Here is a 23,034-nt window from a genome sequence, read left to right as displayed (position 1 = left end):
CACCATGCCAGAGCAGTCCACGCCCTCCGGAAAGCCCGCCCCCGAGGAGCCCGCGACCAAGCAGTCCGCAACCGAGCAGCCCGCAACCGAGCAGCACCGCCCGAGGGCGGGCATATCACGGCGGACGCTGCTCGGTACCGCCGGTGCCACCGGTCTGGCGCTCGGCGCGGCGGGCGGCGCCGTGGGCTACACGACCGCGCCCGCCCAGGCCACGCCGCTGACCTCGGTGGGCGCCGACCAGGCGATGTTTCACGGGAAACATCAGCCCGGCATCACGGAGGGTCTCCAGGCCCGCGGTCACCTCATCGCCTTCGACCTGGCGGCGGGCGCGGGCCGTACCGAGGCGGCGGCTCTGCTGCGCCGCTGGTCGGCGACTGCCGGGCGGCTGATGGCGGGCGAGCCGACCGGGCACGACGACACCGATGTCGCCCGGGACGCCGGACCGTCCTCGCTGACGGTCACCTTCGGCTTCGGGCGCTCCTTCTTCACCCGCACCGGGCTGGAGAAGCAGCGGCCGACCGCCCTCGACCCGCTGCCCGACTTCTCCTCCGACCAGCTCGACAAAGCACGCAGCGACGGCGACCTGTGGGTGCAGATCGGCGCGGACGACGCCCTGGTCGCCTTCCACGCCCTGCGCGCGGTCCAGAAGGACGCCGGCACCGCCGCCCGGGTGCGCTGGCAGATGAACGGCTTCAACCGCACCCCGGGCGCCACGTCCCGTCCCATGACGGCCCGCAATCTGATGGGCCAGATCGACGGCACCGGCAACCCGAAAACCACGGACGCGGACTTCGACCAGCAGATCTTCGTACCCGGGTCGGGCGAACCCGCCTGGATGGCGAACGGCTCGTACGCCGTCGTACGCCGGATCCGCATGCTCCTCGACGAGTGGGAGAAGCTGTCGGTCTCCGCCCAGGAGGGCGTCATAGGGCGCCGGAAATCCAATGGGGCACCGCTCAGCGGAGGCACCGAGACGACCGCGATGAACCTGGAGAAGGCCGACGCCCAGGGCAATTACGTCGTCCCCATCAATGCGCACGCCCGGATCACCCGGCCCGATCAGAACGGGGGCGCGGCCATGCTCCGGCGCCCGTTCTCGTACCACGACGGCTTCGACCCGGACGGGACGCCGGACGCGGGGCTGCTGTTCGTCTGCTGGCAGGCGGATCCGCTGCGCGGCTTCGTGCCGGTGCAGCGCAAGCTGGACCGGGGCGACGCGCTGTCGAAGTTCATCCGCCACGAGGCCAGCGGCCTGTTCGCGGTCCCGGGCGGGGCGGCGGAGGGCGAGTACGTGGGGCAGCGACTGCTGGAAGGGTGAGGCCCCCGCGAGCCGCGGACCGGTGGCGGCCGGAACCTGGTGAGAAGCGGGAGGCCGTGTCCGGCCTGGGCCTGGTGGAACGCGGACCGGTGGCGGCGGGGCGGGTGGCCCGCGGTCCGTGTCCGGCCGGGGCCTGGTGGGACACGACTCGGCTGCGGTCGGGAGCCGGCGAGACTCGATCCGTGTCCGGCCCGCGCCCGGTGAAGCGCGGTCCGTGTCCGGTCGGACCGGATGGCACGCGGTCCGTCTCCGGTGAAGCCCCTGTGGGACGCGACCCGGCTGCGGTCGCGGCGCCCTGCCCGGTTGTCGCCGTCGGGGCCCGGCGATACGCGTGAGCCGGGTTCGGCCGCGGCCACTAGGGTGAAGTCATGCCAGCGAGCTACGCGTATCTCGGTCCCGAGGGGACCTTCACCGAGGTCGCCCTGCGCACGCTTCCTGAGGCGGCCACCCGGGAACTGATCCCGTACGTGTCCGTGCAGTCCGCGCTGGACGCGGTGCGCGCCGGGGACGCCGAGGCCGCGTTCGTGCCCATCGAGAACTCGGTCGAGGGCGGCATCACCACCACCCTGGACGAACTGGTCGCGGGCGCTCCGCTGATGATCTACCGCGAGGTGCTGTTGTCGATCACCTTCGCGCTGCTGGTGCGGCCCGGCACCCGGCTGTCCGACGTCAAGACGGTCACCGCCCACCCGGCGGCCCAGCCGCAGGTCCGCAACTGGCTCCGGGCCAGTCTCCCGGACGCCCGCTGGGAGTCCGCCGCCTCGAACGCGGACGGCGCCCGCCTGGTCCAGGAGGGCCGGTACGACGCCGCCTTCGCGGGTGAGTTCGCCGCCGCCCGCTACGGGCTCGTCGCCCTGGAGACCGGGATCCATGACACGGAGAACGCTCAGACCCGGTTCGTGCTGGTCGGCAGACCCGCCCGGCCCGCCGCACCCACCGGGGCGGACAAGACCTCGGTGGTGCTGTGGCAGCGCGACGACCATCCGGGCGGACTGCGCGACCTGCTCGGCGAGTTCGCCACCCGGGGCATCAACCTCATGCTGCTCCAGTCCCGGCCGACCGGGGCCGGTATCGGCCACTACTGCTTCTGCGTCGACGCCGAGGGGCACATCGCCGACCGCCGTATGGCCGAGGCCCTGATGGGGCTGAAACGGATCTGCCTGCAAGTGCGGTTCCTCGGCTCGTACCCACGGGCGGACACCGGGCCGGACGGGGTGCGGCCCACAGCGCACGGCACCTCGGACGCGGAGTTCGTGGCGGCGGCGGACTGGCTGGCACAGTGCCAGGACGGTCGTTTCTAGCCAGTCCTACCTGCATATCTTCGTTGTCCACAGGAGTTATCCACAGGCGCCCATCTCGACCTGGGGACAAGTCGACAAGGGAGAGTCGGTCGGTCGACAAATCGGTTCGAGGGGTCGGAGGGGGTCATTGTCACGCCGGTCGGCCGTCGTCCACCCGTTTCTCATGGTTCATCTTTTGGGGCGACCCCTTTCCACCCGAAAGTGGGTGTCACCCCGGTTTGAACCGGGAATTCTTCAGCCCTACCCGGACTTCCGGAGTGATCAATTCCGTAATCCACAGAACTTCCACACAGCCTGTGGATAACTCTCCCGGAGGCGCCGACCCCTGTGGACAACCCTGCCCCCAAGTCCCTTTCTCCCCAAGGAATTCAAGTCAACCCGACGCTCCGCGCATGCCCCGTCCCAGGGAGTGAGGTGGCTTCAATTGACACACTGGGCAATTGCCGCACAACTGAACGTAAGTCGCCATTTCGGAAAGTGATCGAATAACGATTCGTTGGCGGCACCGCCACACCGGTAGCCTTGGGCCCGTGATTGACCTTCGCCTGCTCCGTGAGGACCCCGACCGTGTGCGTGCCTCCCAGCGCGCCCGTGGAGAGGATGTCGCGCTCGTCGACTCCCTCCTGTCCGCCGACGAGCGGCGCAGGTCGTCCGGCGTCCGCTTCGACGAGCTGCGGGCCGAGCAGAAACAGCTCGGCAAGCTCATCCCGAAGGCTTCCGGCGACGAGAAGGCCGACCTGCTGACACGCGCCGAGCAGCTCAAGGCAGAGGTCAAGGCCGCCGACGCGGACCGTGACGCGGCCGACACCGAGACCCAGGACCTGCTCCTCCGGCTCGGCAACCTCGTCCACCCCGACGTGCCCGTCGGCGGCGAGGAGGACTTCGTCACGCGGGAGACGCACGGCACGATCCGCGACTTCGACGCGGAGGGCTTCACCCCCAAGGACCACCTGGAGCTGGGCCAGCTCCTCGGCGCGATCGACGTCGAGCGGGGCGCCAAGGTCTCGGGTTCGCGCTTCTACTTCCTCACCGGCATCGGCGCCCTCCTGGAGCTGGCCCTGGTGAACGCCGCGATGGCCCAGGCCACGGCGGCCGGATTCACCCCGATGCTGACCCCGGCACTGGTCCGCCCGCAGTCCATGGCCGGCACCGGCTTCCTCGGCCAGGCGGCCCAGGACGTCTACCACCTCGACAAGGACGACCTGTACCTGGTCGGCACCTCCGAGGTGGCGCTGGCGGCGTACCACATGGACGAGATCCTGGACGCCGACAAGCTGCCGCTGCGCTACGCGGGCTTCTCGCCCTGCTTCCGCCGCGAGGCCGGTTCGCACGGCAAGGACACCCGGGGCATCTTCCGGGTGCACCAGTTCGACAAGGTCGAGATGTTCTCCTACGTCGCCCCGGAGGAGTCGCAGGAGGAGCACCGGCGGCTGCTGGAGTGGGAGAAGCAGTGGCTGACCTCGCTCGAACTGCCGTTCCGCGTCATCGACGTGGCCTCGGGCGACCTGGGTTCCTCGGCCTCCCGCAAGTTCGACTGCGAGGCGTGGATCCCGACCCAGGGCAAGTACCGCGAGCTGACGTCCACCTCGGACTGCACCGAGTTCCAGTCCCGCCGGCTGCAGATCCGGGTCCGTGACGGCAAGAAGGTCCGCCCGCTGGCGACGCTCAACGGCACGCTGTGCGCCGTACCGCGCACCATCGTGGCGATCCTGGAGAACCACCAGCAGGCCGACGGCTCCGTGCGCGTGCCCGAGGTGCTGCGCCCGTACCTGGGCGGCCGGGAGGTCCTGGAGCCAGTGGCCAAGTGACCACCGGATTCCCGTACGGCCTCGTCGCCACCGACCTCGACGGCACGCTGCTGCGCTCCGACGGGTCGGTCTCCCGGCGCACCCGTGACGCGCTCGCCACGGCCGCCGCGGCGGGCGCGGCCCACATCGTCGTCACCGGCCGCGCCGTCCCTTGGACCCGGCACATTCTCGACGACCTCGGCTACCAGGGCCTCGCGGTGTGCGGTCAGGGTGCGCAGGTGTACGACGCCGGGGAGCACCGCCTGCTGACGGCCGTGACCCTGGACCGTCAGCTGGCGGGAGTGGCCCTGGCCAAGATCGAGGTCGAGGTCGGCCCGCTGTTCCTCGCGGCGAGCCGGTCCGGCCTGGACGGCGAGGTGCTGGTGGGCCCCGGGTACGCGGTCACCGGGTCGCTTCCGTCGACGCCGTTCACGGACGTGGCCGATCTGTGGGCCGCCCCGCTGACCAAGATCTACATACAGCATCCGGAGTTGTCGGACGACGAACTGGCCGAGGCCGCGCGGCGCGCGGCGGGCGGGTTCGTCACGGTCGCCATGGCCGGCGAGGGCGTCGTCGAACTGCTTCCGCTGGGGCTGACCAAGGCCACGGGACTCTCCGTGGCGGCCCGCCGCCTCGGACTGAAACCGGCCGACACGATCGCCTTCGGCGACATGCCCAACGACATCCCGATGTTCGGCTGGGCCACTCACGGGGTGGCCATGGCCAACGCCCACGAGGAACTCAAGGCGGTGGCGCACGAGGTGACGTCCTCCAACGACGAGGACGGCATCGCGGTAGTCCTGGAGCGCCTGCTGAACGGGGACAACTGACCGACCGCCCGCCGGAAAGCCGCCCCCTGCGAGCTGCGCCGCCGGCGGATGGGCCGCCCCGCCCGCCCGGCGACCCCGTGGGCCGGCCGCCGGAAGCCGCTCCCGCCGCCCAGCGGTCAGCGGTCAGCGGTCAACGGTCAGCGGTCAGCGGTCAGGCGCACGAAAGCTTTCGCCGTGCGGTTGACGGTGGTGCGGCGGTGGTGCGGCGATGGTGGTGCGGTCGGCCTGGCGCAACTGACGTCGGGGCCTGAGAGGCCGGACCGGTGTCTCCGGGCCCGCAGAACCGGTGTCTCCAGGCCCGCGGCCCGCCCAAGCACCGAGCCCCTTCGGACCAACCCCCGGTCAAGAAGCCCGGCAAAGTGACAGTGACAGTGACAGTGACAACGTCTCGCGGAGGATGCACGGATCGAACGTGCGCGGGCTTTCCAGCCCGACCACGGCTTAGCAAGCCGGTGCCTTACCACTCGGCCAATCCTCCGGGTGGGCGGCCCACGCGAGAGCGACATCGCGTGCTCGAAGCGGCCGCCCCGGGCAGCTCCCCGTGCGGAGCGGGCTTCAGGCGGCGGAGTGGGTAGTCACACCGCAGCCCGCCACAGGCTGCCCTGACGGGAACCAGACGTACTGTCGTGCATGGACATCGCCCGGCTCCTCTCCCAGAACGTGGCGCCGGGGCTGTCCCGGCGGGGTGGGCACGGACAACTGTGCCGGGCCGGGCGAACCGACGCCACTGAATTAACCGGCGGACGCCTACCGTCGGCGCCACCTGCGCCGACGCGCCTTGCTGAAGAACCAGCCCGCCGGTGGCTCGTCCGACCGCCATGGCTGGGGCTCGGGCTCACTGGAACGCCAGCGTGCGGCGAGCATACGGGCTCGGGCGGACGGCTCGGATCTGTCGGCGCCCCGTATGAAGTCGTCGTCCAGGACGACGCCGTCCCACGCCTCGTCCTCGGATCGCCCGCCATCGTCGTACTGTGGCGCCTCGTCAGCCATCCCCGTGCCTCCTAGCGGTGCATTGCATCCCCCATTTGTCCCAGTGTGCCCGGCCCGAGGTGAAGCCCCCGTCAAGACCGGGGCTTCACCTCGGAAGCGGTCTACTCCTCTCCGGCCAGGGTCAGCGACCGCAGCTTCTGCCCCGCGTACCAGGTGGCCAGGACGGTGACCACGACCAGCAGCACCGTCGCCGTGACCAGTCCCACGTCCGAGGTGATCAGATCGCCGCCGGCGACCTTGTGGGCGACGGCCAGTGACCACTGCTGCACGCTCAGCGTGCGCACACCGGGCACCAGGGAGCCGAACAGCGCCTCCCAGACGAGTGCGTAGACCAGCCCGAAGACCACCGCGTGCCGGGAGACCGTGCCCAGCAGGAGGAAGACCGCCGCGTACGCGATCGAGGCGACCAGCGAGGCGACCGTGTAGGCGACGGCGACCTGCTGCCCGTTGCCGTTCAGGATCAGGCCCGCGATCAGGGTCGGTACCGCGGAGAACACCATCGTCACCGCGACCGCCACGATCAGCTTGGTGAAGATGATCGTCGGCCGCTTGATCGGCTTGGACAGCAGATACACCACGGAGCCGTCGTCGATCTCCGGACCGATCGCGCCGGTGCCCGCGATGACAGCGACGATCGGCACCATCGCGGCGAGTGCGAAGCCGCCCAGCACGTCCGCGGCCGTCTGGTCGTCGGCTCCGGCGAGGGCCCGCACCACCACCGCGATCACGATCAGCAGCAGGGGCAGGGCGCCGAGGATGAGGGCCCGACGGCGGCCGAGCAGAGCCCGGTAGGTGAGCCGGGCGACTGTGGGGTCGTACATCTTCGGCCTCCTACGCCGCGACCAGATACGAGAAGACGGACTCAAGGGACTCGTCGGACGGCGAGACCGTGAGCAGCCGGATGCCGTGGTCGCGGGCGACCTTCGGCAGCAGCGTGGTGAAGCGGCCGAAGTCGACGGCCTGGATGCGCAGCGCGCCCTCGATGAGGTCGACCTCGATGCCGGACGTCGACGGGTCGGCGATCAGCGCCGCCGCGAGAGCCCGGTCGTCGCTGGAGCGCACCAGGTAGCGGTGCGGGCGATCGGTCATCAGGCGGCGGATCCTGCGGAAGTCGCCGCTGGCCGCGTGCCGCCCGGCGACGATGACCTCGATGTGCCAGGCGAGTTGCTCGACCTCTTCGAGGATGTGCGAGGAGAACAGCACCGTGCGCCCCTCGTCGCCCATGCGCCGCAGCAACTCCATGAGCTGCATGCGCTGGCGCGGATCCATGCCGTTGAACGGCTCGTCGAGCAGCAGCAGCGAGGGTTCGTGGACCAGCGCGGAGGCCATCTTCACGCGCTGGCGCATGCCCTTGGAGTACGTGGAGATCTTCCGGTCCTGCGCGTACTCCATCTCGACCGTGGCCAGGGCGTGCTGGGCCGCCTTGTCCCCCAGGCCGTGCAACTCGGCGTTGGCGACGACGAATTCGCGCCCGGTGAGGAAGTCGTACATCGCCTCGCGCTCGGGGACGATGCCGATGTGCCGGTAGATGTCCTCGTTGCGCCACACCGGCTGTCCGTCGAGGGTGACCGAGCCGGTGGAGGGGGCGAGGAAGCCGCCCATCATGTTGATCAGGGTGGATTTTCCGGCGCCGTTGGGGCCGAGCAGGCCGGTGACGCCGGGGCCGATCGTCATGGTGACGTCGTTGACGGCGACCACGTTGCCGAACCAGCGGGAGACGTGGTCGATGGAGAGCGTGGTCACAGTCCCACCTTCTGGTAGCGGCGCAGCAGGAGGCCGTAGCTGGCGGCGATCAGGCCCAGCGCGACGAGCAGATGGACCACGCCCGCGCCGGTGGACGGACCGGCCCCTCCGGGGTAGGCGGAGGTGGCCCCCAGGAAGGCGGACTGCACACCGTCGACGATCGTGATCGGTGAGAACAGGCCGATCCAGGCGATCGCGCCGGTGCTGCCCTGCGCGTCCGCGATGGCCTGGAGCGTGGAGACCGCGCCGTAGGAGATGGTCAGTACGGCGATCACGGCGGCGATGCCGAAGCCGCGGCGCGGGGTGACGGCGGCGATGACCAGTCCGATGCCGGCGAACAGCAGCGAGAGCAGTGCCACGGAGACCAGCCCCTGTGCGAATTCCTTGGTCTGGTGCGCGAACCCGAGCTTCGCCAGCAGCGCGCCCACGTAGAGCACGGCCAGCGGGGCCGCGGTGAGGATGAACAGCGCCGAGGCCAGGGCCGCGTACTTGGCGCGGACGTAGTCGGCGGTCTCGATGGGCCGCGAGAAGTACAGCGGCACCGTCTTGAAGCGCAGGTCCCGCGAGACGGACTGGGGCGCCTGCGAGGCGACGTACAGGCTGATGACCGCCTGCATGACGATCGCGTAGCGCGTGTAGTCCAGCGGCAGTTCCTTCGCCTTGGTGACGACGGCGACCGCGACCATGATGGCCGCGGGCACGCACATCACGATGAACAGCAGCATCGGCAGCGCCTTGGACTTCACCGAACGGCCGAGGCCGTAGGCGCCGCGCAGGGACTGCGAGTAGAGGGAGCGGCGGGCGTACGAGCGGCCCAGGCGGGGGCCGTCGTAGGTGCGGTAGCCGATGTTGTGGATGCGGGTCTGGTCTCCCGAGGGCGCGGCTACCGGGTGTTCAGCTGCCATGGCCGACCGCCTCCTTCCGCTGCTCGTCGCTGTCCCGGAACACCTCCGAGATGTGGTGCCTGCGCTGCTCCATGCGGACCAGGCCGAGACCGAGGTCGGCGACGACATCGCGGACCAGGTCGTACGTCTCCTCGCCCGCGGCGGTCAGCAGCAGGATGTGTCCGGCGCCGGGCAGGCCGCTGCCTTCGTCGTGGACGTCCACCCCGCGTGCGTGGAGCGCGTCACGCACCGCGTGGGTGCCGCTCGGGTGGGTGTCGCTGTCGGTGACCTCGATCGCCAGGGTGGTGGTGGTCTGTGTGAAGTCCCGGGTGGAGCTGGAGCGCAGGAGCTTGCCGCCGTCGACCACCACGACGTGGTCGCAGGTGCGCTCCAGTTCGCCCAGCAGGTGGGAGGTGACCAGGACCGAGATGCCGAAGTCGGTGTGGATGCGGCGGATCAGGCCGAGCATCTCGTCGCGGCCGACCGGGTCGAGGCCGTTGGTCGGCTCGTCGAGGAAGACCAGCTGGGGGTCGTGGACCAGCGCCTGGGCGAGCTTCACGCGCTGCTTCATGCCGGTCGAGTAGCCGCCGATGGGACGGTAGCGCTCCTCGTACAGACCGACGTGGCGCAGGGTGTCCGCGGTGCGCTCGCGGGCGGAGGCCGGCGGGAGTCCGGACATCCGGGCCATGTGGACGACGAACTCGGTGGCCGAGACGTCGGGCGGCAGGCAGTCGTGCTCCGGCATGTACCCGACCCGCTCGCGGATGTCGGCACCCTTGGTGGCGACATCGAGTCCGAGCACCTCGGCGCGGCCCTCGGTGGCGGGAGAGAGACCCAGCAGGATCTTGATCAATGTTGATTTGCCGGCCCCGTTGGCGCCCACGAGGCCCGTCACACCGGGTCCCACGTCCACGGAGAGCCGGTCAAGAGCGGTCACCCGGGGGAACCGCTTGCTCAGGCTTTCGGTCGCGATCACAGTCACGCCTTCGACGGTAGTGACCCGTGGCCATGGCGGTCGTCAGACCGGAGAGCCGTCTTCGCGTCACTCTCCAGTCGTACGGACCCGTAGGGGACGCCCTGCCTGAGAGCTACCCGGAGTTGTCCACAGCCGACGATCTCGCCTATTGACGCGGCCTCTAACAACTGTCACATTCACCAGTGTCAAGTTACGGGCGAGTAGCGCAACCGACGGCCGGGCCACCCCGTGCGCACGCACGGGCGGCGGACCGGGGAAGGCGGGGCGGTGTCGGCATGACGACGGCAGTGGCGGACGAACTCCACAGGGACCTGCGCGGATTCAGGCGGGTCCAACGCCTGGCCTACGCGTGCGCGGAGGCGGTCGCGGCGCACCTGGCGCCGGGCACCACCGAGCGCGAGGCGGCCCGCATGCAGCGCGAGTGGCTGCGCGAGCGCGGGGTGCGGGACTGGTTCCATCTGCCCTTCGCGTGGTTCGGGGACCGCACGGCGTTCGTGAACTTCCGCGTGCCGCCGCAGTTCTTCCCGACCGACCGCCGTCTGGAACCCGGGATGCCGTTCATCCTGGATCTGGCACCGGTGTACGAGGGGTTCACGGCCGACATCGGCTACTCGGGCTCGCTCGGCGTCAACCCCGTACAGGACCGGCTGCTGACCGACCTCCTGGCGCACCGCGAACTGATCCTGCGCGAGGTGCGCGAGCGGCGCCCGCTGCGGGAGATATACGCGGACGTGGACCGCCTCATGGTCCGCCAGGGGTACGCCAACCGGCACCGCGCGTACCCCTTCGGAGTGATCGCCCACAAGGTGGACCGGGTGCGGCAGCGCCGCTGGTCGCCGCGGCTCTTCGGATTCGGCGCCCAGTCCCTGAAGGGGCTGGCGTCCGACGCGCTGCGCGGTCACCGCGAGGGCTGGTCGCCGCTGTGGTCCCCCCACCGGTTCTCCGACCACCCGCCGCAGCCCGGCCTGTGGGCGGTCGAACCGCACCTCGGCTTCCGGGGTACGGGCGCGAAGTTCGAGGAGATCCTGGTGGTCACCGACTCCCGGGACCCCGAGCGGAGCGCATTCTGGTTGGAGGACGAGCCGCCGTGGTGGTCCCCCCGCGCGCGGGAGTGCGACTACGTCCACGGGAGCGAGTACGGCGTCGACGGCGGGAGCAGAGCCGGGAGCAGGATCAGGGTCGGCGGCGAGATCGGGGCCGGGGCCGAGATCGGGGCCGAGGCCGGGACCGGGACCAGGGCCGGGACCAGGAGCGGACCCGAGCCCGGAAACGGATGCGGCACCCGGAGCGGGTACGACCCCGGGAGCGGGTACGACCCCGGGAGCGGGTACGAGCGTGCGGGTGCACGACGCTGGGCGGAGGACACGTGATGACGCTGAAGGACGCGCGGGAACGCCGGGTGCGCACCGGCGGGGTCGAGCTGTGCGTGGCGGAGCTGGGTGACCCGGAGCAGCCGACGGTGGTGCTCGTGCACGGCTATCCGGACAGCAAGGAGGTCTGGTCGGAGGTCGCCGGCCGGCTCGCCGACCGCTTCCACGTGGTGCTGTACGACGTGCGCGGCCACGGCCGCTCGACGGCCCCCGAGCCGTTGCGCGGCGGGTTCACGCTGGCCAAGCTCACGGACGACTTCCTGGCCGTCGTGGACGCGGTCAGCCCGGACCGGCCGGTGCACCTGGTGGGGCACGACTGGGGATCGGTGCAGTCCTGGGAGTTCGTCACGGTCGACCGCACCGAGGGCCGCATCGCGTCGTTCACCTCGATGTCCGGTCCGTCCCTCGACCACTTCGGGCACTGGATCAACGCGCGCGTGAAGCGGCCCACGCCCCGCCGGTTGGGTCAACTCCTCGGCCAGGGCGCCAAGTCCTGGTACGTGTACCTGCTGCACACCCCCGTCCTGCCCGAACTGGCCTGGCGCGGCCCGCTCGGCAGGCGCTGGCCGAAGATCCTGGAGCGGGTCGAACGGGTCCCCGGCGGCGACTACCCGACCCCGTCCCTGCCGCGGGACGCCGCGCACGGCGCCTGGCTGTACCGGGACAACGTGCGCTCCCGGCTGCGCAGACCGCGCCCGGACGCGTACGCGCACGCGCCCGTGCAGCTCATCACGCCGCTGGGGGACGCGTTCCTGTCCGAGAAGCTCTACGACGAACTGGAGCGGTGGGCACCGCAGTCGATCCGTCGCACGCTTCCGGCCAAGCACTGGATCCCGCGCACCCGCCCGGACCAACTGGCCGCCTGGATCGGCGAGTTCGCCGACCGGATCGAGGGCGGACGCACGGAGCCTCAGGCGCCCACCGGCAAGTACGCGGACCGCTTCGGCGGCCAACTGGTGCTGGTCACCGGCGCGGGCAGCGGCATCGGGCGGGCGACGGCGTTCGCGTTCGCGGAGTGCGGCGCGCGCGTGGTGTCGGTCGACCGGGACGCGGAGGCCGCCGCCCGCACGGCGGAACTGTCCCGTGTGCTCGGCGCCCCCGCCGCCTGGGCGGAGACCGTCGACGTCTGTGACGAGCAGGCCATGGAGAAGCTCGCCGCCAAGGTCACCGCCGAGTACGGCGTGGTGGACGTGCTGGTCAACAACGCCGGAATCGGCCTTTCCGGATCCTTCTTCGCCACGACGTCCGATGACTGGCGTGCTGTCCTGGACGTCAATCTCTGGGGTGTCATCCATGGCTGCCGCCTGTTCGGCGGGCGGATGGCCGAGCGTGGCCAGGGCGGCCACATCGTCAACATCGCCTCGGCGGCGGCCTATCAGCCCTCCAGGGTGCTGCCGGCCTACAGCACCTCCAAGGCCGCGGTCCTGATGCTCAGCGAGTGCCTGCGCGCCGAACTCGCCAGCCAGGACATCGGGGTGACGGCGATCTGCCCCGGTTTCGTCAACACCAACATCACCTCCACCGCGCGGTTCACGGGCGTCGACGACGAGGAACAGCGCCGTCGGCAGCGGCGCACCGCGCGGCTGTACGGGCTGCGCAACTATCCGCCGGAGAAGGTGGCGGAGGCGGTTCTGCGGTCGGTGGTGCGCGACGAGGCGGTGGTCCCGGTCACGGCGGAGGCCCGCGGCGCGCACCTCATGTCCCGTTTCCTGCCTGGGGTGTTGCGCCGGATCGCCCGGGTGGAGCCACGACTGTGAGGACGGCGCGGCCCAACGCCCGCTCGGGTGCCTGGATTTGATCGGATATAGACCGATACGATCCATGCCATGGAGCGGCTCGTTGCCATCAGGCAGACACCAGACGGAGGCCAGACGGACACCAGGCAGACACCAGACAGATCACGACATTCGCAGCGCTCGCCACCGAACAGCGGCCTGTGGAGCGGTACTTGGATCGAATGACGGCAAGTTACGGCGTTGTCAACGGGCTTGACGAACTGCCCTGAACTGCCCAGGAGTTGTCCACAGATTCTCCAATTCCTCTGTGGATAACCGCACTTGGCTGTGGACCAAACCTCCAGGTGAAAACAACCTGCGTGATCCACGTCTCCCCCGGCATCCTGGTGGAGTGAACACTCGAAGAGGGAGAAACGAGAGGGAGAGCGGGGACGGGACCGCCGAGAGGCGCACCGTGAAAGTGTCGAAGTACCTCTCGAAGCACCTGCGCCATCAACCCGACCGGATCGGCCTCGCGCTGGACGGGGGCGGCTGGGTCGAGATCGACACGCTGATCGCCGCGGCGGCCGCGCACGGGTTCCGGTTCACCCGCGGGGAACTCGACCACGTCGTGGCCACCAACGACAAGCAGCGCTTCGCCATCGAGGGGACCCGGATCCGCGCCAACCAGGGGCACACCGTGGAGGTCGACCTCGGACTGCCCCCGGCGACCCCGCCGCCGTACCTCTACCACGGCACCGTCGCCCGGAACCTGGACGCGATCCGCGCCACCGGCCTCCAGCCGATGAACCGGCATGACGTGCACCTCTCCGCCGACCGGGCGACCGCGACCCGGGTCGGCGCCCGCCGCGGCCGCCCCGTCGTGCTGTCGGTGGACGCCGACGCCATGCACCACGACGGTCACGTGTTCCGCGTCAGCGCGAACGGAGTGTGGCTCACCCAGGCCGTACCACCGCACTACCTGCGGTTTCAGCAGCCCACCGGCCCACGGTGACCGGTGGGTGGCCCGGACCGCTTCCGCGCCACCGAGGCCGCCGTCACGGGTGTGCGGACCGTCAGCCCAACTGTGCGATCGCCTCCATGGCGATCAGCTCGAAGACACTCTCGTCCGCGGCGAAGTCCGAGTCCGGGATCGGCCAGTGGATCACGATCTCGGTGAAGCCGAGTTCCCGGTGCCTGCCGGCGAAGTCGACGAAGGCGTCGAGGGACTGCAAGGGACGCCCGCGGTCCGGCGTGAAACCCGTGAGCAGGACCTTGTCCAGGGCGTCGGCGTCGCGGCCGATGTCCGCACACGCCTTGACCAGCTTCTCGGCCTGGTGGCGCAGGGCCTGCCGGGACTGCTCGGCAGTGCCGGTCTCGTACAGCTTCGGGTCACCCGTGGTCACCCACGCCTGCCCGTGACGCGCGGCGAGCCGCATCCCCCGGGGGCCGGTGGCCGCCACCGCGAAGGGCAGCCGGGGGCGCTGCACGCAGCCGGGAACGGTGCGCGCCTCATGCGCCGAGTAGAAATCGCCGGTGTGCGAGACACCGTCCGCCCCGTCATCGGTCAGCAGCCGGTCCAGCAGCGGGACGAACTCCGCGAAACGGTCTGCGCGCTCTTTCGGCGTCCAGGGCTCCTGGCCGAGAACGGTCGCGTCGAAGCCGTTGCCGCCGGCGCCGATACCCAGCGTGATCCGGCCGCCGGAGATGTCGTCCAGCGAGATCAGCTCCTTGGCGAGGGTGACCGGATGCCGGAAATTGGGCGACGTGACGAGGGTTCCCAGGCGGATCCGTTCCGTGACGCCCGCGGCGGCCGTCAGCGTCGGTACCGCCCCGAACCACGGGCCGTCGCGGAACGACCGCCAGGAGAGGTGGTCGTAGGTGTACGCCGTGTGGAACCCCAGTTCCTCCGCGCGCTGCCAGGCGGAACGGCCTCCCTCGTGCCAGCGGCGGTACGGGAGGATCACTGTGCTCAGGCGCAGACTCATGGCTCAGAGCCTACGGCGACGCTCGACGAGCCCGGAAAGAGCGCCCAGCGGGAAGCCCGCCCAGCCCCGCCTCGTCCCACCTCGTGCCGCCCCGTCCCGCGTGGCCAAGACCGACGCCGCTCAGGCAGGCCACGGCGGGGTGGCGAAGACCGACGCCGTTCAGGCAGGCCACGGCGGGGTGGCGAAGACCGACGCCGTTCAGGCAGGCCACGGCGGGAGGGACGGACGCCGACGCAGCCGGACCTGCACCGACGATGCCGACCGCCGCCGGATTCGGGCCGTATATGACTCATTCGTGCGAACCATCGCACGGCCGTGCTGGCATATGCGCGAGAATGGCCCGGTGACCTCAGCGACCCGACAGCCCGCGACCCCGACTGCCGCCGTTCCGCCCCGCCTGATCGCCACCGATCTGGACGGCACCCTGCTCCGCGACGACAAGTCGGTCTCCCCGCGTACGGTCGCCGCGCTGGCCGCCGCCGAGGAGGCGGGCATCGAGGTCTTCTTCGTGACCGGCCGCCCGGCCCGCTGGATGGACGTCGTCAGCGACCATGTGCACGGTCACGGCCTGGCGATCTGCGGCAACGGCGCCGCCGTGGTCGACCTGCACGGCGGCCCCGGCGCCCACCGGTTCGTGAAGGTGCGCGAACTGGCCCGGGAGAACGCCCTGGACGCCGTACGACTGCTGCGCGACGCGGCACCGGGCACGGTGTACGCGGTCGAGCAGACCTACGGCTTCCACCAGGAACCGGCCTACCCGTATCTGCACATCGAGGTGCCCGACGCCCTCCTGCCCGCCGAACGGCTCCTCGCCGCCGACGGACCCGGCGGCCGCGAACCGGTGCTCAAGATCCTCGCCTACCACCCCGACCTCGACCCCGACGCCTTCCTCACGCTCGCCCGGCTCGCCGTGGGCGAGCGCGCCACGGTCACCCGCTCCAGCCCCAGCGCCCTGCTGGAACTGAGCGGCCCGGGGGTCTCCAAGGCCAGCACGCTCGCCCTGTGCTGTGCCGAGCGCGGCATCTCGCCCGAGGAGGTCGTCGCCTTCGGGGACATGCCCAACGACGTCGAGATGCTGACCTGGGCCGGTCGGTCGTACGCCATGGGCAACGCCCACCCGGACGTGATCGCAGCCGCGTCGGGGCGGACGGACGGCAACAACGACGACGGTGTGGCGGCCGTCATCGAGCGGATGCTGGCGGAGCCGGCGTAGTCACCACGGCGGCGCACCGCGCAGCCGCACACCGCGCCGGGCCAGCCACGGCACCGGATCCACCGCCGATCCCGCCTCCGCCGTGACCCGTACCTCGAAGTGCAGGTGCGGGCCGGTCGAATTGCCGGTCGTGCCCGACTGGCCGATCCACTGCCCGAAGTCCACCCTGTCCCCCTCCCCGACGGCCACGGCGGCCAGATGCGCGTACTGCGTGCAGTAGCCGTCGGAGTGCCGGATCACGATCTGGATGCCGAAGGCGCCTCCGCACGACACCTCCACCACATGGCCCGAACCGGCCGCCCGCACCGGCGTGCCGATGGGCACCGCGAAGTCCTGCCCGGTGTGCCGGTGCGCCCACCGTTCGCCGCCGCGGCCGAAGCCCGCGGACAACTGGTACGTCCGCACCGGCGCGACCCATGCTTCGCCGACCCGTGTGCGGGGCTCGTCCAGCCGTGCGGCGGTGGGGCACCGGCCCGCGGCCACCGAGGAGTCCGCCCGGTCCTGCAACTGGCCGCGGGCCGTCACCAGCTTCCGTTCGATGTCCCGTCGCAATGCGGCGAGTTCCGTGGTCCGCCGTCGTAGCGCGCGCCAGGCCGTCCTGGCCCGCGCCTCGTCCGCGGCGAGTCGCGCCTCGGCCCGGCGGCTGCTGTCCACGGCGTTGCTGACCGCGAGACTCGTCCGCGACAAGGCGTGCTGACCGCGCATCAGCTGCTCGGCGCCGGTCGCGAGCAGGAGCCGCGCGGTCAGCGGCAGGCCCCCGCCCGACCGGTACTGGGCACGGGCGAGACGGCCGAGGTCCGCGTGCAGTACGGAGATCCGCCGTCGCTCACGGCCGAGCAGCCGTTCGGCGCGCAGGGCCCCGGTGCGCTGCTTCTCCGCCTCGCGCCGCCCCGTCTCGTACTGCCGCGTCGCCACGGCAGCCTCCCGGTACAACTGCGTCACCCGGAGGCTGACCGCCTGCACCTCGCCGGAGCCGGGCCCGGAGCCGGGTCCGTCTCCGGCCGCGTGGGCGGCCGGGACCCCGAGGACGGCGAGTGCCCACAGCCACAGCAGGGCCCAGACGGCCGGTGGACGACAGCGGTACGAGCGCATGCCGGCGATGGTGGCGTGCCGGGACGGCAGCGGTCACCCGCGACGCGTACGCCGGGGGACCGGTTGCCGCCAATGGCGCAGCACCGGCCGGACCGACGACCGGGTACGACACGCACGGACGGCCTACACGGCGGACCGACGACCGGGTGCGGCGGCCGACCGTCGGCCGGGTACGACGGACGTGCACCGGCAGGCGGGCACGGCGTGCAGCGGGCAGGCCGGTACGAGGTGCGCCGACGGTCAGGTGCCAGGTGCACCGACGGTCAGGTGCGACGTGCGTCGACGGTTCACCACGGGGCCAGGACCGACGACGTGGGCCCCACCGCACGAGCCGACGGCTCGCCACGGTGCCGGCCGACGCGTCGGTTCCGCGCGCACCGGCCGCTCAGAACGGTGCCTGCCACACCACCGTGGTGCCCGCGCCGTCCGGCCCGATGCCCGGCCCGAGCCGGCTGTCACCGCCCAGGAACTCGGCTCGCCGCTCAAGGTTGCGCAGCCCGCTGCGCCGCCCCGCCTCGGCGACGGCGATCCCGACCCCGTCGTCCGCGACGGTCAGCCGGACTCCGGGCCGACCGGTCGGCAGGGTCGCGGTCACATCGACGACGACCTCGATCCTGGACGCCCCGGCGTGCCGGAAGGCATTGGACAGCGCCTCCCGCAGGACGGCGATCAGGTTCCTGCCGGTGTCGTCGCCGACGAGGGCGTCGACGGCGCCCACGAAGCGGTACGCCGGTGTGAAGCCGAGGGGCACGGCCGCCATGTCGATCTCCCGCAGGATCCGGGTGCGCATCCCGGCCGGCACCTCCGCGGGGTCCTGCTGGAGCGCGAAGATCGCGGCGCGGATCTCCTGGATCGTGACGTCGAGTTCGTCGACCGCCTTCCCCACGCCCTCCCGCACCTCGGGCACGACCGACCTGCGCTGCGCGCTCGCCAGCATCGTCCCCGTCGCGAACAACCGCTGGATGACCAGGTCGTGCAGGTCACGGGCGATCCGGTCGCGCTCCTCGAACACGGCGAGCCGTTCCCGGTCGCGCTGGGCCCCGGCCATCATCAGTGCCAGCGCGACCTGCGCGGCGAACCGCACCGCGAGGCTGCGTTCCGCCCGGGTGAAGGGCCGCTCCCCCTGCGCCCGCGGCATGACCAGAGCGCCGAGAACGCGGCCGTCGCTCTGCAAGGGCACCATCATGACCGGCCCGTAGCCGCTCGCGTACTCGGTGCTGGGGCGTCCGTCGGCGGCCACGTCGTCCATGAAAACCGGCTGCCCGGCCAGCAGTTCGGCGACGATCGCGCTCCGCGCCGGAAGCACCGCGCCCAGCAGGTTCGAGGACCGGTCCGAGGCGACGGCGACGGTCTCCAGGCCGCCGTCGGCGGCGGGCAGCAGCACGGTCCCGGCCGCCGAACCGGAGAGCCTGCGTGCCTGCTCCGCGACGACCTGAAGGGCGTCGTGCGGGTCTTTGCCGGACAGCAGGGCGGTGGTGACGGCCACCGCCCCGTCGATCCAGCGCTCCCGCTGCCTGGCGGCCTCGTACAGCCGGACGTTGCCGATGGCGATGCCGGCTTCCCCGGCCAGCACCCGGACGATGGTCAGATCGTCGTCGTCGAACGACCCGCCGCCGCGTTTCTCGGTCACGCAGAGGCTGCCGAAGATCTCCCCCTGCGCCCGGATTGGGGCGCCGACGAAGCCGGTCATCGGCGGATGGTGCGGCGGAAAGCCGCAGGAGCGCGGGTCCGCGGTCAGATCCCCGATGCGTACCGGGACCGGGTCGTGGACGAGCGCGCCGAACAGCCCGCGGTGCCCGTCCGGAAACCGGCCGATGCGCCGGGCGACGGTCTCGTCGACGCCGTGGTGGACGAAGTCGGCGAGCCCCTTGCCGTCCTCGGCGACGATTCCGATCGCCGCGTACCGGGCGTCGGCCAGATCGGCGGCCGTCCGGCAGATCCGGTCGAGCGTGGAGTGCAGTTCGAGGCCGCCGCTGTCCGCGCACCGGACACGCTTCGGCTGCGGAGGCACGGCCGGTAACGGCTCGGGCGAGGGGCGCGGGGGATGCGCCCCGGCGTCAAAGGGCGGTACGACGGACATGGAGCAGAGCGTAGATAGTCCCGTTTGCCAGGGAAAATCGAAGCCCGGCGGGGACACCTGGTTACGCTGCCGCGACCAGCAGTTCCGCTGCTGCCTCCCGCTCCGCCATCGTCCGCAGCGGCCCGTCCGCCGCGGCCAGTTCCGCGTACGTACCGCGCTGCACCACGCCGCCCTCGTCCAGCACGATCACCTCGTCCACGGCGTCGAGTCCGGCCAGCCGGTGCGTGATCAGCAGCGTGGTACGGCCCTCGGTGGCGGCCAGCAGATCTGTTGTGAGCGCGTCGGCCGTGGGCAGGTCCAGGTGCTCGGCGGGCTCGTCGAGCACGAGGACCGGGAAGTCGGCCAGCAGCGCACGGGCGAGCGCCAGCCGCTGCCGCTGCCCGCCCGACAGCCGCGCCCCGTGCTCACCGACGAGGGTGTCCAGCCCGTCGGGCAGAGCGTCCGCCCAGTCGAGCAGCCGGGCCCGAGCGAGTGCGTCCCGCAGTTCGGCGTCACCGGCATCCCTCCGTGCGAGCAGCAGGTTCTCCCGTACGGAGCTGTCGAAGAGGTGCGCGTCCTGGGCGCACAGCCCGACCAGGCGCCGTACGTCGTCGCCGTCGACAGCGCAGGCGTCCACGCCGGCCAGCGTGTAGGAGCCCGCGACCGGATCGACGAACCTCAGCAGGACCTGGCCGAGGGTCGTCTTACCGGCCCCGGACGGGCCCACCACGGCCACCCTGCGCCCCTGTTCCAGCGTCAGGTCGAGCCCGGTGAGCGCGTCCCGCCGCTGTCCCGGGTGCCGGGCGGTGAGTCCCTTCACGACGAGCGGGAACGGGGAGACGGGTGCTTGCCGGGGCCGCTGCGGCTCCCGTACGGGCTCCGCCGCGTCCAGGATTTCGTGCACGCGCTCGGCGCTGCGCCGCACCCGCTGGCGGTGGCGCACGGCGAGCGGCAGTCCGAGCACGGCCTCGAAGGCGGCCAGCGGTGTGAGGACGACCACGGCCATGGCCACGCCGTCGAGCCGTCCCGCGGCGACCGCCTGGGCGCCCAGCAGCGCGGTCGCCGCCACGGTCAGGCCGGAGATCAGCGCGGTGAGGCCGTCGCCGAGTGCGGTGGTGGCGGCGGCGCGCGAGGCGATCCGGGTGAGTGTGCCGTCGGCCTGCCGCGCCTGGCCGGTACGGGCGGGCAGCGCACCGGCGACGGTCAGTTCGGCGGTGCCGGTGAGCAGGTCGGTCACGCGGGTGGCGAGCAGCCCTCGGGCGGGCGCCAGTCGCCGCTCGGCGTGCCGGGCCACCGTGCCGGTCAGCAGCGGTACGCCGACGCCGGCCGCGAGCAGGCCCACCGCGAGCGCGGCCCCGGCCTCGGGCAGCAGCCACGCCGTGAACGCCACGGACCCGGCGGAGACGGTGAGCGCGACCCCGGCGGGCAGCAGCCAGCGCAGCCAGTAGTCCTGGAGTGCGTCCACGTCGGAGACCAGCCGGGACAGCAGGTCGCCCCGGCGGGCGGTACGGAGCCCGGCGGGGGCCAGCCGTTCCAGCCGCCGGTACACCGTGACCCTCGTGTCGGCCAGCATCCGCAGGACCGCGTCGTGTGCGACCAGCCGCTCCGTGTACCGGAACACGGCCCGCCCGATACCGAAGGTCCGCGTCGCCGTCACGGCCACCATCAGATACAGCACCGGCGGCTGCTGGGAGGCGCGTGAGATCAGCCATCCGGAGGTGGCCATCAGCCCGACGGAACTGCCGAGAGCCAGGCTGCCCAGCAGCAGCGCCAGCGCGAGGCGGCCGCGGCGGAGGCCGGCCATGGCCCGGACCCGGGCGAGGACACCGGATACAGGGACACGGGACCGGTCGCCGCCGTCGAGGGCGAGAGCAGGGGCGGACGTCCGGGTGGCGTCCGGGGCCGACGTCCGGACGGTGTCCCGGGCATCCACGGACGGGCCGTGTTCCGCCACTACGGGCGAGGACACGGACGCAGCCTCCACCGGAAAGGTCGGCATGGATACGGCCTCGGACGCAGCCTCCACCGGAAAGGTCGGCATGGATACGGCCTCGGACGCAGGCCGGCGGGTGGCCGCGGTCTCCGTCGACGGGCGGACAGACGCGCTCCCCTCCAGCCGCACCACCCGGTCCGCCACCCCCAGCAGCGCGGGCCGGTGTACGACGAGCAGGACCGTGCGCCCCACGGCCAGCCGCCGTACCGCCGCCACGACCTCGGCTTCGGTCGCCCCGTCCAGCGCGGCCGTCGGCTCGTCCAGCAGCAGCACGGGGCGGTCCGCCAGGAAGGCCCTGGCCAACGCCAGCCGCTGCCGCTGACCGGCGGACAGCCCGGCCCCATCCTCGCCGAGCGCGGTCGCCGCGCCGTCGGGCAAGGCATCCACGAACTCCAGCGCGCCCGCGTCACGCAGCGCACGGCGCACGGCCTCGTCGTCCGCGTCCGGACGGGCCAGCCGCACGTTCTCCGCGATCGTCCCCGCATACAGGTGCGGCCGCTGCGGCACCCAGGCGATTCGTGCCCGCCACTGCTCCGGATCGATGTCCGCGAGGTCGGCTCCCCCGATGCGCACCCGGCCTCCGACGGGCCGTACGAAGCCCAGCACCACGTTCAGCAGCGTCGACTTGCCCGCACCGCTCGGTCCGACGAGGGCAACGGTCTCGCCGGGTTCGACGGTGCAGGACACATCCGTCACGGCGTCCGCGGACCGCCCGGGATAGCGGACGGTGACCCCTTCGAAGGTCAGCGCGCCCGAGGGCACCGCGCCCTTCCCGGCCTCCGGAAGGGGGGTTTCCAGCACGGCGAAGATCTCTTCCGCCGCCGCCAGCCCCTCCGCCGCCGCATGGAACTGCGCGCCCACCTGACGTAGCGGCAGATATGCCTCCGGAGCCAGGACGAGGATGACCAGTCCGGTGTACAGCTCCATGTCGCCTTGGACGAGCCGCATGCCGATCGTCACGGCGACCAGCGCGACGGACAGGGTCGCCAGCAGTTCCAGCGCGAAGGAGGAGATGAACGCGATCCGCAGGGTGCGCATCGTCGCCTGCCGGTACTCGCCGGTGATCCGCCGGATGGACTCGGCCTGCGCCTTGGCCCGCCCGAAGACCTTCAGGGTCGGCAGACCCGCGACCACGTCCAGGAAGTGGCCGGACAGCCGGGACAGCAGCCGCCACTGCCGGTCCGTCCGGGACTGGGTGGCCCAGCCGATCAGCACCATGAAGACCGGGATGAGCGGCAGGGTACCGACGATGATCGCCGCCGACACCCAGTCCTCGGTGACGATCCGCGCGAGCACGGCGACCGGCACGACCACGGCGAGCCCCAGCTGCGGCAGATAGCGCGAGAAGTAGTCGTCGAGGGCATCGACTCCACGGGTGGCGAGGGTGACCAGCGATCCCGTCCGCTGTCCGCTCAGCCAGCCCGGACCGAGCGCCGCCGCCCGTTCCAGGAGCCGTCGGCGCAGCTCCGACTTCACCGAGGCGCTCGCACGGTGTGCGGCGAGTTCGGTGAGCCAGGAGACGACCGCACGACCGACCGCGACAGCGGCCAACAGCAGTAGGGGAGTGCGCAGTTCACCGACCGACAGGTGGTGCTGGAAAGCACCGACGACCACCTCGGCGATGAGCATGGCCTGGGCGATGAGCAGGCCGGCTCCGAGCGCTCCGAGGCCGACGACCGCGGCCAGGAAGAGGCGGGTTGCACGGGCGTAGTGAAGGAGACGCGGATCGATCGGTTTCACGTGAAACATGCCCTTCGGTCCGTGGAGGGGTGTTT

General features: G+C 71.7%; 16 protein-coding genes, 1 tRNA gene and 1 pseudogene. 8 read left to right on the top strand and 10 right to left on the bottom strand.

All coding sequences use genetic code 11. The annotated features are described in order from the left end of the window. Positions 1-4: 4 nt before the first annotated feature. The 4 genes from efeB (at position 5) to ACFC09_RS22220 (ending at position 5,236) form a co-directional block, all read left to right on the top strand. The gene (gene efeB, locus ACFC09_RS22235; RefSeq protein ID WP_376530981.1) at positions 5-1,318 is read left to right on the top strand and encodes an iron uptake transporter deferrochelatase/peroxidase subunit; all 1,314 of its coding nucleotides are present in this window, start codon (positions 5-7) and stop codon (positions 1,316-1,318) included. 368 nt (positions 1,319-1,686) lie between these two features. Continuing rightward, positions 1,687-2,619: a prephenate dehydratase gene (pheA, locus tag ACFC09_RS22230; protein ID WP_376530979.1), complete on the top strand. Its 933-nt coding sequence runs from the start codon at positions 1,687-1,689 to the stop codon at positions 2,617-2,619. A gap of 530 nt (positions 2,620-3,149) precedes the next feature. Further along, complete coding sequence (gene serS / locus ACFC09_RS22225) at positions 3,150-4,427, top strand: serine--tRNA ligase (RefSeq protein ID WP_376530976.1); 1,278 nt, start codon at positions 3,150-3,152, stop codon at positions 4,425-4,427. Then, positions 4,424-5,236, top strand: a complete 813-nt coding sequence (locus ACFC09_RS22220) for an HAD family hydrolase (protein ID WP_376530973.1) — start codon at positions 4,424-4,426, stop codon at positions 5,234-5,236. Before serS ends, ACFC09_RS22220 begins: the two co-directional genes overlap by 4 nt. Positions 5,237-5,627: 391 nt before the next feature. Here ACFC09_RS22220 and ACFC09_RS22215 read toward each other — a convergent pair. From ACFC09_RS22215 to ACFC09_RS22190, 6 genes are all read right to left on the bottom strand, one after another. Continuing rightward, a tRNA-Ser gene (locus ACFC09_RS22215) sits at positions 5,628-5,714 on the bottom strand. 269 nt (positions 5,715-5,983) lie between these two features. Then, entirely contained in the window at positions 5,984-6,226 is a 243-nt protein-coding gene (locus ACFC09_RS22210) for a hypothetical protein (protein ID WP_376530971.1), read from the bottom strand. A gap of 101 nt (positions 6,227-6,327) precedes the next feature. Further along, a complete protein-coding gene (locus ACFC09_RS22205; RefSeq protein WP_376530968.1) occupies positions 6,328-7,047 on the bottom strand; it encodes an ABC transporter permease in 720 nt (239 codons plus the stop codon). Between the two features lie 10 nt (positions 7,048-7,057). After that, positions 7,058-7,969 (bottom strand): ABC transporter ATP-binding protein, encoded by a 912-nt coding sequence (locus ACFC09_RS22200; protein ID WP_376530966.1) that lies wholly within the window; start codon positions 7,967-7,969, stop codon positions 7,058-7,060. Next, on the bottom strand, positions 7,966-8,874 hold the full coding sequence (locus ACFC09_RS22195; RefSeq protein ID WP_376530963.1) for an ABC transporter permease: 909 nt from the start codon (positions 8,872-8,874) through the stop codon (positions 7,966-7,968). Before ACFC09_RS22195 ends, ACFC09_RS22200 begins: the two co-directional genes overlap by 4 nt. Continuing rightward, entirely contained in the window at positions 8,864-9,829 is a 966-nt protein-coding gene (locus tag ACFC09_RS22190) for an ABC transporter ATP-binding protein (RefSeq protein WP_376531144.1), read from the bottom strand. The genes ACFC09_RS22195 and ACFC09_RS22190 overlap by 11 nt, the downstream gene beginning before the upstream one ends. A 275-nt stretch (positions 9,830-10,104) precedes the next feature. Here ACFC09_RS22190 and ACFC09_RS22185 point away from each other — a divergent pair. From ACFC09_RS22185 to ACFC09_RS22175, 3 genes and pseudogenes are all read left to right on the top strand, one after another. After that, a pseudogene (locus ACFC09_RS22185) lies at positions 10,105-10,917 on the top strand (M24 family metallopeptidase); the annotation flags it as partial. 281 nt (positions 10,918-11,198) lie between these two features. Further along, the gene (locus ACFC09_RS22180; RefSeq protein WP_376530960.1) at positions 11,199-12,956 is read left to right on the top strand and encodes an SDR family oxidoreductase; all 1,758 of its coding nucleotides are present in this window, start codon (positions 11,199-11,201) and stop codon (positions 12,954-12,956) included. A gap of 433 nt (positions 12,957-13,389) precedes the next feature. Next, positions 13,390-13,929, top strand: coding sequence for an RNA 2'-phosphotransferase (locus tag ACFC09_RS22175; protein ID WP_376530957.1), 540 nt, complete (start codon positions 13,390-13,392; stop codon positions 13,927-13,929). A 61-nt stretch (positions 13,930-13,990) separates the two neighbouring features. Here the strand turns inward: ACFC09_RS22175 and ACFC09_RS22170 are convergent, their stop codons facing one another. Next, positions 13,991-14,902 (bottom strand): LLM class flavin-dependent oxidoreductase, encoded by a 912-nt coding sequence (locus tag ACFC09_RS22170; RefSeq protein ID WP_376530954.1) that lies wholly within the window; start codon positions 14,900-14,902, stop codon positions 13,991-13,993. A gap of 325 nt (positions 14,903-15,227) precedes the next feature. Here ACFC09_RS22170 and ACFC09_RS22165 point away from each other — a divergent pair, with 325 nt between their 5' ends. Further along, positions 15,228-16,115, top strand: a complete 888-nt coding sequence (locus ACFC09_RS22165; protein WP_376531142.1) for a Cof-type HAD-IIB family hydrolase — start codon at positions 15,228-15,230, stop codon at positions 16,113-16,115. Here the strand turns inward: ACFC09_RS22165 and ACFC09_RS22160 are convergent, their stop codons facing one another. From ACFC09_RS22160 to cydD, 3 genes are all read right to left on the bottom strand, one after another. Beyond that, positions 16,116-17,207, bottom strand: coding sequence for a M23 family metallopeptidase (locus ACFC09_RS22160; RefSeq protein WP_376530952.1), 1,092 nt, complete (start codon positions 17,205-17,207; stop codon positions 16,116-16,118). It lies immediately after the preceding gene. A 385-nt stretch (positions 17,208-17,592) separates the two neighbouring features. Continuing rightward, entirely contained in the window at positions 17,593-19,287 is a 1,695-nt protein-coding gene (locus ACFC09_RS22155; protein ID WP_376530949.1) for a GAF domain-containing sensor histidine kinase, read from the bottom strand. A gap of 61 nt (positions 19,288-19,348) precedes the next feature. Continuing rightward, positions 19,349-22,999: a thiol reductant ABC exporter subunit CydD gene (cydD, locus tag ACFC09_RS22150; RefSeq protein WP_376530947.1), complete on the bottom strand. Its 3,651-nt coding sequence runs from the start codon at positions 22,997-22,999 to the stop codon at positions 19,349-19,351. Positions 23,000-23,034 lie beyond the last annotated feature (35 nt).

The organism is Streptomyces sp. NPDC056161, from assembly GCF_042268025.1.
In the GTDB taxonomy this organism is placed as follows: Bacteria; Actinomycetota; Actinomycetes; order Streptomycetales; family Streptomycetaceae; genus Streptomyces.
The sequence above is the reverse complement of the archived record's forward strand: the minus strand, read 5'-3'. Positions and strand labels throughout refer to the sequence as shown.

What these genes read in the sequence shown, in the direction of transcription:
- efeB (WP_376530981.1), top strand. Translation starts at nt 5, where the DNA reads ATGCCAGAGCAGTCCACGCCCTCCGGAAAGCCCGCCCCCGAGGAGCCC.
- pheA (WP_376530979.1), top strand. Translation starts at nt 1,687, where the DNA reads ATGCCAGCGAGCTACGCGTATCTCGGTCCCGAGGGGACCTTCACCGAG.
- ACFC09_RS22210 (WP_376530971.1), bottom strand. Translation starts at nt 6,226, where the DNA reads ATGGCTGACGAGGCGCCACAGTACGACGATGGCGGGCGATCCGAGGAC.
- ACFC09_RS22205 (WP_376530968.1), bottom strand. Translation starts at nt 7,047, where the DNA reads ATGTACGACCCCACAGTCGCCCGGCTCACCTACCGGGCTCTGCTCGGC.
- ACFC09_RS22195 (WP_376530963.1), bottom strand. Translation starts at nt 8,874, where the DNA reads ATGGCAGCTGAACACCCGGTAGCCGCGCCCTCGGGAGACCAGACCCGC.
- ACFC09_RS22180 (WP_376530960.1), top strand. Translation starts at nt 11,199, where the DNA reads ATGACGCTGAAGGACGCGCGGGAACGCCGGGTGCGCACCGGCGGGGTC.
- ACFC09_RS22170 (WP_376530954.1), bottom strand. Translation starts at nt 14,902, where the DNA reads ATGAGTCTGCGCCTGAGCACAGTGATCCTCCCGTACCGCCGCTGGCAC.
- ACFC09_RS22165 (WP_376531142.1), top strand. Translation starts at nt 15,228, where the DNA reads ATGCGCGAGAATGGCCCGGTGACCTCAGCGACCCGACAGCCCGCGACC.
- ACFC09_RS22160 (WP_376530952.1), bottom strand. Translation starts at nt 17,207, where the DNA reads ATGCGCTCGTACCGCTGTCGTCCACCGGCCGTCTGGGCCCTGCTGTGG.
- ACFC09_RS22155 (WP_376530949.1), bottom strand. Translation starts at nt 19,287, where the DNA reads ATGTCCGTCGTACCGCCCTTTGACGCCGGGGCGCATCCCCCGCGCCCC.